The sequence below is a fragment of the Mumia spirodelae genome (genome assembly GCF_050632745.1).
Lineage (GTDB): Bacteria > Actinomycetota > Actinomycetes > Propionibacteriales > Nocardioidaceae > Mumia.
The window spans coordinates 1,677,688-1,690,715 of the sequence record NZ_JBODSD010000001.1 but is presented as its reverse complement, the minus strand read 5'-3'; the positions used below and the strand labels follow the sequence as shown (position 1 = coordinate 1,690,715).

Here is a 13,028-nt window from a genome sequence, read left to right as displayed (position 1 = left end):
CCAGTCAGTAGCCCTCGGGTGACATGCACGACTACAACGATTCCGCAAAGTCCGCCACTCCAGGCCTGCAGAGACCGGGGAACGGCTCGGGTGGGAGCACCCCCGCGACTAGACTCCCTGCGGTGAGCACCCTTGCCGCGGACACCAAGCGGGCGGTCCGTGGCTGGATCCCCGCCGACCTGTCGCGCGCCCAGAAGGTGACCGCGGTCGCTCTCGCGCTGATCGTGGTGCAGCTGGCGCTGCGGACCTGGGTCGTCGGCGGCAGCTGGTTCTTCGAGGACGACTTCCAGTTCCTCACCGACATCGCGCGGGGCGAGGACGACCTCGCGTGGTACCTGCGCCCGCACAACGTCCACTTCATGCCGTTGAGCTTCGTCCTGGTCAAGGTCGTGACCTGGGGCGGCCCGTTCGCGTGGTGGCTCGCCGCGCTCCAGACGATCGTGCTCCAGGCGCTGGCGAGCCTGAGCTGCTGGTGGATGCTGCGCAAGCTCTTCGGCGACCGTCCGGCGATCCTGGTCCCGCTGACGCTCTACCTGTTCAGCGTCCTCAGCATCCCGAGCCTCACCTGGTACGCGGCGATGATCAACCAGATCCCGCTGCACAGCTGCATCTTCCTGGGCGTGCTCGCGCACGTCACCTACCTGCGGACGCGGCGCTACCGCTACGCCCTGCTGGCGACCCTCGTCTGCGCCGTCGGGATGCTCTTCTACGTCAAGGCGATCGCGCTGCCGATGGTGTTCGGCCTCCTCGCCCTCCTCTACTTCGGCAGCGGCCCGCTCGGTCGGCGCTTCCTTGCGGTCGTGCGCCGCTACCTCTGGGGCTGGCTGACGTACGCGGCGCTCGGCACCGCGTACCTCGTCATGTACTTCCTCCACATGCCTCGCGAGTCCGGGACTGGCGACACCGACTACCCGGCACTGGCGCAGTCGATGCTGTTCGACACGCTCGGGACGGGTCTGAGCGGTCTGTCGTGGTCCTGGGAGCTCCTCAACGACGGCCCTCGGTCGGTGACCGCACCCACGACGGTCCTCGTGACCCTGTCGTGGCTGGCCGTCGTGGCGGGATGGGGCTACCTGTACGCGACCCGCGTACGTGCCCTCCGCTCTCTGGTCATCGCCATCCCCTACCTCCTGCTGGGCTACGGGATCATCGCCGTCGGGCGCTCGGGCTCGTTCGGCGCGATCAGCGGCAACGAGGCACGCTACCTGTCCGACGCGACCTGCGTGCTCGCCCTCGCACTGGCCCTCGCGATGATGCCGCTGCGGGGCGCGGTCGAGTCGTCCGCACGCCGCCCTCGGCCCCTGGTGACGTTCCGGCTGGCACGAGGCTTCGTCGTCGGCGTGCTCGTCGCGTACGTCGCCGCCTCGACGTGGTCGTCGGTCACGTACGCCCGTCCGTGGCACGACGGCAACGCCACCAAGGACTTCGGGCTGACCGCGATCGCGTCGATCGAGGAGACCGACCGGCCCGAGCTCGCCGACGTGCCGGTCCCCGACCAGGTCATGTGGAACGTCAACACCCCCTACAACCTCCCGTCGTGGATGTTCGCGCCGCTCGGCGACCGGTTCACGACGCCGAGGGTGGCGAACGACCTGATGATGCTCTCGGACGAAGGGGTCGTGTCCCAGGCGGTCGTGGTCCCCGGTGTGGCCTCGGTCCCCGGACCCATCGACGGCTGCGGCTACTCGCTCGCCGGCGCCGAGGCCGTCACGATCCCGCTCGAGGGCGCGACGTTCGACTACCCCTTCTGGATGGCGATCGGCTACCTGGCGGGCGAGGACGGGTACGCCGCCGTGTCCGCCGGCGACAACGCGTACCGCGTGCACCTCGAGCGGGGGCTCCACACGCTGTTCCTCCCGACGGTCGGCAGCATCGACGCGGTGTCGATCGACGCCGGGGGGCGTAACGTGTGCGTGGACCGAGTGACGGTGGGGACGTTGGAAGCGATGGAGCGATGAAGGACCGTCCCGACGAGCGGGAGCACCGCAAGATCTACCCCGCGCTCGACACGATGCGCGCCATCGCGTCCGTCGCGGTCGTCGCGACCCACGTCGCGTTCTGGGCGGGGTTCTACAGCGAGGGCACGCTCGGCGCGCTCACCGCGCGGATGGACTTCGGCGTCGCCGTGTTCTTCGTGCTCTCCGGGTTCCTGCTCAGCCAGCCCTACCTCGCGGCCCAGGCGACCCGCCGTACGCTCCCTCCCGCCGGTCGCTACTTCTGGCACCGCGCCCTGCGCATCCTGCCCGTCTACTGGGTCGCGGTCGTCGCCGCCCTCACCCTCCTTCCGGAGAACGACACCGCGTCGCCTGCGGACTGGCTGGAGAACCTCACGCTGACGCGTCTCTACAGCGGCGAGCTCACCCCGGGCCTCACGCAGATGTGGAGCCTGTCCACCGAGGTGGCGTTCTACGTCCTGCTGCCGCTCGGCATGGCGGTGCTGGCGCGGACGGTGTGCCGTCGCCGCTGGCGACCGGTCGCCCTCCTGGTCGTGCTGGGCGTCCTGTCGCTGCTGAGCTGGGTGTGGGTCGCGCTCTCCGGGACCGACGTCCTCGGTGGGTTGTCCTCGCCAGGCCAGTGGCTGCCTTCCTACCTCAGCTGGTTCAGCGTCGGCATCGCCTTCGCCGTCGCCGAGATCGAGCGGTCCACCCTCGTCCGGCGGCTCGCCGCCGCGCCGTGGACGGCGTGGCTCGCCGCGGGCGCGGTGCTGCTGGTCGCGAGCACGCCGGTCGCGGGCCCGGTGCTCCTCGAGCCTCCGTCGGCGACCGAGGCGGTCGTCAAGAACGTCCTGTACGCCGTCGCCGCGGGCCTGCTCGTCCTGCCGGCGATCTTCGCCGAGCCGTCGACGGCGTTCCAGCGGGTGCTGTCCGTCCCGGCGCTGCGGCACCTGGGCTTCATCTCGTACAGCCTCTTCTGCTGCCACCTCGTGGTGCTCCACCTCGTGTTCACGTGGCGCGACTACGAGCTGTTCTCGGCACCGGGTCTCGAGCTGTTCGCGCTGACGCTGGTGGGCAGCCTGCTCGTCTCCGAGGTCCTCTACCGCGTGGTCGAGCTGCCCGCCCTGCGCCTGCGCAACGTCGGCCGGAGGCGCACTCCGCCCACGACGGCCGCGGAGAGCAGCCCGAGCGAGGCCACGACCAGCAGCTGAGGCCACGCGATGTCACCGGCCCAGCCGGTGTCGGTCCCCCACGGCCGTACGGCGTACGCGACCGTCGCGACGAGCACCGGGGCGCCGGCCAGCCAAGCGATCGCCTCGTCGGAACGGGCTCTCACCACGCCGCCGACGAGCCACGCGACGACGGCGACCGCCACGCCGACCGTCCCGGCGAGCAGGCCCGCGGCGACGCAGACGCCGGCGAGCACGCCCCAGCTCCTGCCCCGCCGCTCCTCCGGTCGGCTCGAGCGCACCCGGCGGCGGAGCAGTGTCAGTGCGAGCAGCGCGAGGAACGTGAGGCCGCCGAAGACCAGGGCGGCACGGTAGCGCGTCGAGGGCGCGTAGGTCAGCGCCAGCTTCTCCTGGTCGCCGTCGACGACCCAGCCCTGCTGCCACCCGTTGACCTGGACGGGAGTCGCGCCCGCGGGCGCGTCCCAACCGGCGTTGCCGTTCTCCGCGACGGTCACCAGCCGGTCCGACGGCGAGCGCCCGTCGAGCGGCACGGTCCTGGACGTCCGTCCCCACGTGGTCGGGGTAGCCGCGGTGGACTCCGCCGTACCGTCGAGTCCGCCGAGCGTCAGGGAGAGCGGACGGAAGACGTCGTTGCCGACGATGCGGACGCGGTGCTTGCCCTCCGTCAGGTCGACCTGGCGGATCCCGCAGATCTCAGCGGCGAACGACTGTGCAGAGAGGAGGTCGGCCCCCGAGGTGCGCACGCGCGTCTCGAAGCGCCGTCCGTCGATCTCCACCGCGGGCCCGTTGCCGCACCGCCCGACGAGGTCGTCGGCGCGCGGCGGTTGAGGGAAGACGGCACGGCGGGACGGCAACCGGATCTCGCTGACACCGACGGGGAGGGGCGTCCTGGTGCCGAAGGCGTCGACGACCTCGCGCTCGTCCGTGGCGCCGAAGTGGATCTCGACCGACTGGGCGCGGACCGGCGCGAACTGCGCAACGCCGTCCACGAACGTGACCTCCCGCTCCGTCCCGTCGGGGAACACCAGCCGGGCCTCGCGCGGCTCGGACGCGGACAGGTCGCGATGGGTCGTCACGGCGACCCGGCTGACCCGGCGCTCACCGACCCACGCCAGCGTCAGCGTCGGATCGGTGTCGTCGGCGGAGGCGACCCAGCCCGTGTCCGGGTTCGCGTCGATCGCGCGGACCACGCTGTTGCGGGAGTCCTCGACCAGGTACGAGCTCGCAGCGGCGACCGCGAGTCTTCCCTGCTGGGCGGCCGCGTCGAAGGCGGCACCGCCGACCGGGGCCACCTCGAGACGGACGTCGTACGAGGCGTCGCCGCCGAGCTCGAGCTCGCGATCCAGCACACGACCGTCCTCGCCCCACTCCTCGCGGTCCGCCACGCAGCGGGTGGCGCCCTCGACGTCGAGACAGCCCGAGCGGTACGCCTGGTCGACGGTCATGACGATCTCGTCAGGGGCGCCCCAGTCCGACGGCAGGCGCGGCATCACCAGCGGCCGCGTCACCTCGAGGCCCGGCACCTCGACCTCGGTCAGCGCCAGCGGGTCGAACGCGGAGGCCGCGCCGGCCACGCGGATGCTCCTCGTCGCGCCCGCGGGCAGGTCGACGGTCGTCGCCACCCCGGGCTGCGCCGTGACGGCAACCTCGCCTGCGTCGGTACGGACGGTCAGGCGACGCGCCCGCTCGGCGCTCGGGTCGAGCGTCACGGAGATCGTGTCGACGTCTGCCGGCCCGCCGAGCTCGAGCTCGAGCCACGACGTCTCCGCGTCACCAGCCCCGGCCCGCCAGGTCGTCCGAGGGTCGCCGTCGAAGGCGGACCACGGCTGCTCACCCGGCACGACAGGCCCCGGAGAACCCGCGTCCGACTGCGAGGAGGACGCGGTGAGCCGCGTCGCACCCACCAGGCGCGGCACGGAGACGAAGCGCTCGTGCGGGCTGACGCGGTAGTCGTGCACGGGTCGGTCGAGCGAGTACGGCTCGTTCTCGGCGAGCGACGCCGAACGGTTCTGCTCGGCCCGGCCGAACGCCGCCTCCTGGCGACGCGCCCCGTCGGTGAGGACGACCTGCTCGGGACGCTCCTCGCCCACGAGGTCGTCCGCCAGGACCGCGGAGCCGCCGAGGTCACCCAGCTCGTCGAGCGTCAGGAGGGACTCCGGACCGCCGGCGACGACCGGTGTGCTCTCGGCGTCCTGGACGGAGACCGGGCTGCGGCCCGAGGATCCGACGGCGAAGATCTCGACGGCTGGGCGCACGGCCTGCCAGCCGTCCTTGATCAGGACGTCCTCGCCGTCCTCGTCGGTGAGGACAGCCGGGCTGCCCATCGTGGGACCGAACTGCGCCACGGAGGTCACCCCCGGCGTGTCGGCGAGCGTCGCGTAGACGCGTTCGGGATCGGTGTGCTCGGTGCCGCCCGACAAGTCGTTGCGCACCACCAGGTAGCGCACGCCCGACCGCTCCAAGAAGCGCGCGAGGCCTTCGGACCCCTCGCCGGAAGCGAGCCGTCGCTCGATCGCGTCGAGCGTGCGGATGTTGCCACCCGGAGCGAGCGGGATCGCGTTGCGCACCGCCCACGGGGAGTCGGCGAGCGGTTGGAGGACGTCGTCCCCGGTCCTGCCCCACAGGTAGTCACCGAACGCGGACGCCGGCACGAGCAACGCCCGCTGACCGGAGTCGTGCGTGTCGAGCCAGGTCGCGGCCTCGCGCCAGTAGCCCGGGACGCTGTCGAAGGTCCCGCGGTTGGCGAGGTTGCCGGTCCATGCCGGCACCGTCGCGCCCACGACGGCTGCGACGCCCAGGACCGCGACGCCGGTCCGCAGCGTCCGCGCGCCGTCGGCGTCGCGCACCTTGGCGCCGATCCCCGACAGCACGGCGGCGAGGCCCAGGACGAGCGGGATCCGCACCACGAGGTCGAACTTGTGGGTGTTGCGCAGCGGCGAGAGCAGGCCGTCGAGCGCGTGCTGGACGGACTCCGCGCCCCATCCGTGGACCACGCCGGTGTGTCCCAAGGTCAGCAGCACCAGGCCGAGGACCAGGCCGCACAGGAGGAAGCGACGGTGCGGCGTCCCGCGCCGGGCGACGCCGACGATGCCCAGGGCGACGACCACGGCGCCGTTGACGATCAGGCCGATCGAGCGCAGGAGGTCGTTCCCGGCGACGGAGTTGGCATCGACGTACGGCACCCAGTTGCTGGTTCCGCGGAGCGCGTCGAACAAGGTCGCCGCGAACGTCGTCGTCGAGGCGCTCTCGATGTAGTCGAGGAACGGCGGGCTGTACTCCCCCAGCAGGAAGAGCGGTACGAGCCACCAGAGCGTGCCGAGGAGCACGAACACCGGCCACCAGATCATCATCGAGCGGCGGCGCGGCGACGCGGGCGCCAGGAGCAGCCACAGCGCGCCGAGCGGGATCACCGCGAATGTCGCGACCGCGTTCACGCCGCCGACGCAGGCGACCGCGAGCGCGCTCAGCGCCGCCATCCAACGGGGGTCGTGCCGGCGCATCCCGATCACGAGCGGGACGAGGACCCACGGCGCCAGCGCCATCGGCCAGACCTCGATGGAGCTCGGGCCGATGACCGACAGCATCCGCGGCGACAGGGCGTAGGCGAGCCCGGCGACGATCCGTGCCCACGGCGCGCCGATCCGCAGCGCGCCCGCCAGCTTGACGATGCCGAGGAACGCCGTGACCAGGAGGAGCGACCACCACAGGCGCTGGATCACCCACGGCTCGAGCCGAGCCAGGTCGCCGAGCAGGAAGAACGGCCCCATCGGGAAGAGGTAGCCGTACGCCTGGTTCTGGACCTGCCCGAACGCGCCGACCGGGTCCCACAGCGTCAGAGCACGGCCGAGGAAGCCCCCCGGGTCGATGACGAGGTCGAGCTTGGTGTCGGTCAGGATCCGACCCGGCGTCTGGACGAACGCGAGGGCGACCAGGCCGAGGCTGACCGCGGCGAGGCGGAACCGCCAGGTCAGCCTTCCGTCGCGCGTCAGCGTTTGCGCAGGACGATCGCGAGGTTCCACGTGGTCACCTCCCGCAGGAGGGGTACGTGGAGGGTCCACCACGCCCAGCGCGGGTGGTAGCGCGGCATCAGCTCGAGCACCTCCGCCTGGTCCTGGGACCGCGCCCACCGCATCCCCGCGCCGGCGGTGACGGCGAACAGCGACGTACCGAAGTCGTTCTTGGGCCGCTTGCCGTGAGTCCGGGCGTAGCGGTCGGCGGCGCGGTAGCCGCCGAGGTAGTGCCACGGCGCCGTCTCGTGGCCGCCCCACGGTCCGAACCACAGTGTGTAGGAGAGGAACACGAGACCGCCCGGGCGCGTCACCCGGAGCATCTCGTCGGCCATCGTCCAGGGCTCGGGCACGTGCTCGAGCACGTTGGAGGAGTAGGTGACGTCGAAGGCACCATCGCGGAACGGGAGAGACATCCCGCTCCCGATCACCGTCCCGGGCTCAGGGTCGCCGAGACCGGACAGCTCGCCCAGGTCGGAGTCGAGGGGGGTGTACGTGGCGCCCGCGTCACGGAACGCGCTCGCGAAGTACCCCGGACCGCCGCCGACGTCGAGGACCCGCTGACCCCGGAGGTCGCCGTACCGCGAGAGCTGACCGACCGAGTCGGCCGCGAGCATCCCGTAGAAGTGGTCGGGATCGGTCTGCTCGACGCGGTGCGCGCGGAACAGACGGATCGACCGACCCAGGGTCGGACGCGACGGGGCCGGGAGGGACGGTGCGGTCACGCGCCGACGATAACCGACGAGCCTGAGGGCATCGTGACATACCTAACTCGCTGGTAACCTTGGCGCTCTTGGGAGGGAGACCAAGTTTCATGTCGCTGCACCACACCACCTCGGGCCACGTGCTGATCTGCAACTGGCGCGACACCCGCAACCCTGAGGGCGGCGGCTCGGAGAGGTTCGTGGAGGAGGTCGCGCTCGGGCTCGTGGAGCGCGGCTACAAGGTGACGGCGTTCTGCGCCGCCCACGACAACGCCCCCCGCGACGAGGTCCGCGACGGCATCCGCTTCGTGCGGCGCGGCGACAAGATGGCCGTGTACGCGTTCGCGTTCCTCGGTCTGCTGCTGCGCCGGTTCGGACGCGTCGACGTCGTGGTCGACGTCCAGAACGGGCTCCCCTTCTTCACCCGGCTCGCGACCCGCAAGCCGGTGGTGGTGCTCGTCCACCACGTGCACCGTGAGCAGTGGCCGGTCGTCTACCCGGGTCTGACGGGACGCATCGGCTGGTGGATCGAGTCACGGCTCGCCCCCCGTCTCTACCGGCGCTCGCGCTACGTCGCGGTCTCGACCGCGACCCGCGACGAGCTGGTCGCCCTCGGTGTGGACGCGGACCGGATCTCGATCGTCCACAACGGCACCGACCCGAGCCCGGTCACGCACGCACGCCGCTCCGAGCACCCGTCGATGTGCGTCGTCGGCCGGCTCGTCCCGCACAAGCAGGTCGAGCACGCGATCGACGCCGTCGCCGAGCTGACCGAGATGCCGGACCTCGAGCTCACCGTCGTCGGCGACGGCTGGTGGGAGGAAGAGCTGCGTGCGTACGCCGAGAAGCGCGGCGTCGCCGACCGCGTGGTCTTCACCGGGTTCGTCGACGAGCGCACCAAGCACGAGGTCTACGCGAGCTCGTGGCTCATGGTGCTCCCCTCCCTGAAGGAGGGCTGGGGTCTGGTGGTCGGCGAGGCCGGCTCGCACGGGACCCCCACGATCGCCTACCGGTCGGCCGGCGGGACCCAGGAGTCCGTCGACGACGGTGAGTCGGGCGAGCTCGTCGACGAGCGGCCCGACTTCGTGGACGCGGTCCGCCGGATGCTCAGCGACCACGAGTACCGCGAGCGTCTGGGCAAGGGCGCCTACGAGAAGTCGCGGGTCTTCACCTGGGCGCAGACGCGAGAAGGCTTCGCCAGCGTCCTGGCGAAGCCTTCTCGGTGAGTGTTGCGGGGTCGGTCAGCCGTTGGACCCGTAGTCGACGACCTGCGTCGTCGGCTGAGTCGGGTTGGTGTCGGCCGCCTGCGTCTGGACGACGCCCACGACCGTGGCCGCACCGAGGCCGGCACCGACGACGATGGCGGCCACACCGCCAAGGAAACTACCCACGAGATTCATCCCTCCTGAAGTCTGAGCGGCCAGGTTACCAGCCAGTTGGGCCGGATGACCAACATCACGGCAGAACTCGTCTCGAGGGCCCGATCCTCTAGTGTGAGCCGCACCATGAGCCCCAACCGACCCCGACGGACGCCCGCAGCCGGCTTGCTCGTCTCGATGCGGCCGCGCCAGTGGCTGAAGAACCTCATCGTCGCCACGGCACCGCTGGCGGCGGGGGTCCTGACGGAGCCCGAGGTCCTGGTCCGCGTCGTTCTCGCCGTCGTGACGTTCACCCTCGTGTCGGCCGCCGTCTACCTCGTCAACGACGTCTGCGACGCGGAGGAGGACAGGCGGCACCCGCTGAAGTCGATGCGCCCGATCGCCGCGGGCGAGGTGTCACCACCGACCGCACTGCTCGCCGGCGGAGTCCTCGCCACGGTCGGGATCGGGGCCGGGACCGCGCTCGACTGGCGGCTCGGGCTGACGCTCGCGATCTACGCCGCCCTCCAGGTGTCGTACGCGCTGTGGCTCAAGCACATGGCGGTGATCGACCTCGCGGTCGTGGCGTCGGGGTTCCTGCTCCGCGCCGTCGGGGGCGGCGTCGCGACCGGTGTCGTGCTGTCGCAGTGGTTCCTGCTCGTCGCCGCCTTCGGCTCGCTCTTCATGGTCGCGGGCAAGCGCTACTCCGAGTTCCACGCTCTCGGCAGCCACGCCGGGACGCGTCGCTCGCTCGAGCTCTACTCCGAGTCGTACCTGCGCTTCGTCTGGGGGCTCGCGGCCGGCGTCACGATCACCGCGTACAGCCTCTGGGCCTTCGAGATCTCGCCCAGCTCCGGTGTGCCGTGGCAGGCCATCTCCATCGCCCCGTTCGTGCTGGGGCTGCTCCGCTACTCCGTCGACATCGACCGTGGCCTCGCGGGTGAGCCTGAGGACATCGTGCTCCGCGACCGCGTCCTGCAGTCGATCGGGCTCATCTGGCTCGTGACCTTCGCCCTCGGCGTCGCGGCCTGAGCCGAACTCACTCCGGCACGGCGTACACGGCCAGCTCGTCGCCCGTGAACACGGGATCCAGGGCAGCCAGCAGGCTCCCCAGCTCGTCGGCGCCGAACGCGTCCAGCTCGACCACGACGAGGCCGATCCCCTCCTCGCGCAGCCCGGCAACCGGGTCGCTCGAGTCGAGGGCGCGCCCGACGGCCTGGGCTCGGCGGTCCTCCCCCGCGACGACCCGGCCGGAGATCACGAGGTCGTCGTTGACCACCGTCTCCCGTGGGAAGTAGCGCCCGGCCGGGTCCAGGACGACACGCCCGTCGTTCCAGGCCGGAGCGCGGAACGAGCTGAACGGGAGGGCCAGCAGGTCTCCCTCGGCGTCGCTGTCGGCGATCGCCTCACGGGCCTGGTCCCACTCCTTCGGGTACGAGACTGGTTGGAGCCGTCCCGCCGCACCCCATGCAAGGTCCGGCATCACGGCGATCGGCAGCAGGACCGCGACCGCCAGGACGCTCCACCGGGCGAAGCGCTCTCGCAGCCGAGTCGTCAGCGCCTCCACACCGGAGGCGACAAGGTACGCCTGCAACGGGGCGAGCAGGGCGAGGTAGCGGGCCCCGTCGCGCAGCAGGCCGCCACCGGGGACGTTCTCCACGACCCACCCGAGGAGATCGGGGACGAAGGCGCCGAGCAGCGCGACCACCAGGCCCACCGCCGCGGCCGGCACGAGCGCAAGGAGAACCGTCCGTCGTCGGGGGCGACGCCAGGCCGCGACGGCACCGACCGCCATCACCGCCCACAGCACGAGGCAGAAGATCGTGGCCGCGGGCAGGTCGCGCGAGTCGGGGACGACGTCGACGTTCCAGATCCCGCCGAGGCTGAGCGCCGCGCCGACGCGTCCGAGCCCGGCCTCCGGCTGCAGCGCGAACGCCTCGACGCCCGCCGGGTCGCTGCGCCCCACGGCGGGGTGCGCGAACCCCGCGACGATCCAGGGCAGGTTCAGGACGAGCGCCAGACCGAGCGCCCGTGCGCAGCGGCGTCCGCACACCGAGGCCACGAGGACGGCGCCGATCACGCCCGACGCCGGGGTCAGCGCGGTCGCCGCGAGCGGAAGGACCAAGCGCCACCACCGCACCCGCTCCCCCGCCCGGACCCGCAGGCACACGACGACGAGCCACGGGAGCGCCGCGTAGGCGACCAGGAGCGGCCAGTGCCCGATCACAAGACGCTCGGCCACGTAGGGATTCCAGACGAACCATGTGGTCCCGGCCAGCTGCGGACCGAGCCCGAAGCGCTCGAGCATCCGCGCAGCCCCCGCGCCGGCCGCGACGAAGACGCCGACGAGCACGATCTTCTGCAGCAGCCAGCCTGGGATCACCAGGTTGAGGACGGCGACGACCGCGTCCGACGGGACCGCTCTCGGCATCGCCGACCCGAGGCCCCACACGTCCGGACGCGTCACGTCGAGCCGAGGGACGAACACCATGTCGTACGACAGGACGTAGCCCCACGCCAGCATCGGCGCGCACACCAGCAGCGCCATGACCCACGGCCAGGCGCTCCTCACGCGACGTCGCTCCATCACGCATGGTTATATCGGGTCCGTGCCTGCGCCCCCTCCTGAACCGTCGCGCGCCCCTGCCGCCGTCAGCGCCGGAGGTCGGATCGCCGTCGCGATGACGATCCAGAACGTCGGGGCCTACGCGTTCACCCTTCTCGCGGCGCGCCTGCTCATCCCGGCGTCCTTCGGGGCGCTCACCGCGCTGCTCGGCGTCATCCTCGTCGCGAACGTCGCGTCGCTGGCAGTCCAGACGACGACGGCGCGCCGGATCGCGGTCGACCCGGCCAGCGCCGACCGTGTGGCCGGCACCGCGACCGCGGTCTCCGCGACGCTGGGCGTCGGGGTCGGGGTGGCGCTGGTCGTCCTCAGTCCGCTGCTCGCCGAGATCCTGCAGCTCGACTCGGTGTGGCCGGTCGTCCTGTGCGGAGGCGCCGTCGTGCCGCTGACGCTGATGGGTGCGCTCGCGGGCATCACCCAGGGACAGCACCGCTGGACGTCGCTGTCGGCCGTGTACATCATGAGCGGGGTCGGCCGCGTGGTCTTCGGCACCGCCGCGATGGCGATCAGCGCCACCCCCACCTCGGCGGTCGCCGGGATCATGGTCGGTGCGTGGCTGCCCGTGATCGTGTGCGCACGGTTCCTCCGTCCCGGCGGGCTGTCCGGGGCGCGCAGCTACGCGTGGGAGGTGCTGGCGGGGTCCCACGCCATGCTGGCCTACCTCGTCCTCAGCAACCTCGACGCGCTCCTCGCCCGCGTGGCGCTGACGCCGCACGACAGCGGCCTGTACGGGGCAGGACTCATCCTGACCAAGGCCGCGCTCTTCCTCCCCCAGTTCGTCGGGATCGTCGCGTTCCCGCGGCTCGCGCGCGCCCGACCCGAGCGCGCGCGGCGGCTCGCGACCGGCGCGGTCGCGCTCGTCGGCCTGTGCGCGACGGCAGCGACGGCGCTGCTCCCCTGGCTCGCGCTCGTGCTCGTCGGGGGGAAGCAGTACGCGGAGGTGGAGCCGCTGCTCTGGCTCTTCGCGCTCGAGGGGTCGCTGCTCGCGATCGTGCAGCTGCTCGTCTTCGACGCTCTCGCCCGCCGCTCGCACGGCATCGTGGCCGTGCTCTGGAGCGCCAGTGCGATCGCCGCCGCGGTGATCCTGCTGGCGCCGCTGCACGTCGCCGGTGTCGTGATCACGATGGTCGTCACGGCCGCCGTGGTCGCGATCGCGGCCTGGGTGCTGTCGAACCGCGCACCGGGCTGACCCGGCGAGAGCCGGCCTGTTGG

At 72.0% G+C, this 13,028-nt stretch carries 9 protein-coding genes; 5 read left to right on the top strand and 4 right to left on the bottom strand.

What is annotated here, in order from left to right; translation table 11 throughout:
* The first annotated feature begins 122 nt into the window (after positions 1-122).
* Positions 123-1,958 carry a hypothetical protein gene (locus tag ACQSSQ_RS08250; RefSeq protein ID WP_431326551.1) on the top strand — a complete coding sequence of 612 codons (1,836 nt, stop codon included), beginning with the start codon at positions 123-125 and terminating at the stop codon, positions 1,956-1,958.
* Positions 1,955-3,145 carry an acyltransferase family protein gene (locus tag ACQSSQ_RS08245; RefSeq protein WP_431326550.1) on the top strand — a complete coding sequence of 397 codons (1,191 nt, stop codon included), beginning with the start codon at positions 1,955-1,957 and terminating at the stop codon, positions 3,143-3,145. Before ACQSSQ_RS08250 ends, ACQSSQ_RS08245 begins: the two co-directional genes overlap by 4 nt.
* Here the strand turns inward: ACQSSQ_RS08245 and ACQSSQ_RS08240 are convergent.
* Positions 3,034-7,143, bottom strand: coding sequence for an alpha-(1->3)-arabinofuranosyltransferase (locus tag ACQSSQ_RS08240; RefSeq protein ID WP_431326549.1), 4,110 nt, complete (start codon positions 7,141-7,143; stop codon positions 3,034-3,036). The two genes, ACQSSQ_RS08245 and ACQSSQ_RS08240, sit on opposite strands and share 112 nt — an antisense overlap.
* Positions 7,110-7,856: a class I SAM-dependent methyltransferase gene (locus tag ACQSSQ_RS08235; protein ID WP_431326548.1), complete on the bottom strand. Its 747-nt coding sequence runs from the start codon at positions 7,854-7,856 to the stop codon at positions 7,110-7,112. The genes ACQSSQ_RS08240 and ACQSSQ_RS08235 overlap by 34 nt, the downstream gene beginning before the upstream one ends.
* Before the next feature lie 89 nt (positions 7,857-7,945).
* Here ACQSSQ_RS08235 and ACQSSQ_RS08230 point away from each other — a divergent pair, with 89 nt between their 5' ends.
* Complete coding sequence (locus ACQSSQ_RS08230) at positions 7,946-9,061, top strand: glycosyltransferase family 4 protein (protein ID WP_431326547.1); 1,116 nt, start codon at positions 7,946-7,948, stop codon at positions 9,059-9,061.
* A 15-nt stretch (positions 9,062-9,076) separates the two neighbouring features.
* Here the strand turns inward: ACQSSQ_RS08230 and ACQSSQ_RS08225 are convergent, their stop codons facing one another.
* Entirely contained in the window at positions 9,077-9,205 is a 129-nt protein-coding gene (locus ACQSSQ_RS08225; RefSeq protein WP_431326546.1) for a hypothetical protein, read from the bottom strand.
* 75 nt (positions 9,206-9,280) lie between these two features.
* On the opposite strand from ACQSSQ_RS08225, the gene ACQSSQ_RS08220 reads away from it, so the two are divergent.
* Positions 9,281-10,225, top strand: a complete 945-nt coding sequence (locus tag ACQSSQ_RS08220) for a decaprenyl-phosphate phosphoribosyltransferase (RefSeq protein WP_431326545.1) — start codon at positions 9,281-9,283, stop codon at positions 10,223-10,225.
* A 7-nt stretch (positions 10,226-10,232) separates the two neighbouring features.
* On the opposite strand, the gene ACQSSQ_RS08215 is transcribed toward ACQSSQ_RS08220, so the two are convergent.
* Entirely contained in the window at positions 10,233-11,765 is a 1,533-nt protein-coding gene (locus ACQSSQ_RS08215; RefSeq protein WP_431326544.1) for an MmpA family trehalose lipid delivery protein, read from the bottom strand.
* 37 nt (positions 11,766-11,802) lie between these two features.
* On the opposite strand from ACQSSQ_RS08215, the gene ACQSSQ_RS08210 reads away from it, so the two are divergent.
* Positions 11,803-13,005 carry a lipopolysaccharide biosynthesis protein gene (locus ACQSSQ_RS08210; RefSeq protein WP_431326543.1) on the top strand — a complete coding sequence of 401 codons (1,203 nt, stop codon included), beginning with the start codon at positions 11,803-11,805 and terminating at the stop codon, positions 13,003-13,005.
* The last annotated feature ends 23 nt before the right edge of the window (positions 13,006-13,028 follow it).

Coding starts and splice junctions, on each gene's coding strand:
- ACQSSQ_RS08230 (WP_431326547.1), top strand. CDS start 7,946: ATGTCGCTGCACCACACCACCTCGGGCCACGTGCTGATCTGCAACTGG.
- ACQSSQ_RS08220 (WP_431326545.1), top strand. CDS start 9,281: ATGACCAACATCACGGCAGAACTCGTCTCGAGGGCCCGATCCTCTAGT.
- ACQSSQ_RS08245 (WP_431326550.1), top strand. CDS start 1,955: ATGAAGGACCGTCCCGACGAGCGGGAGCACCGCAAGATCTACCCCGCG.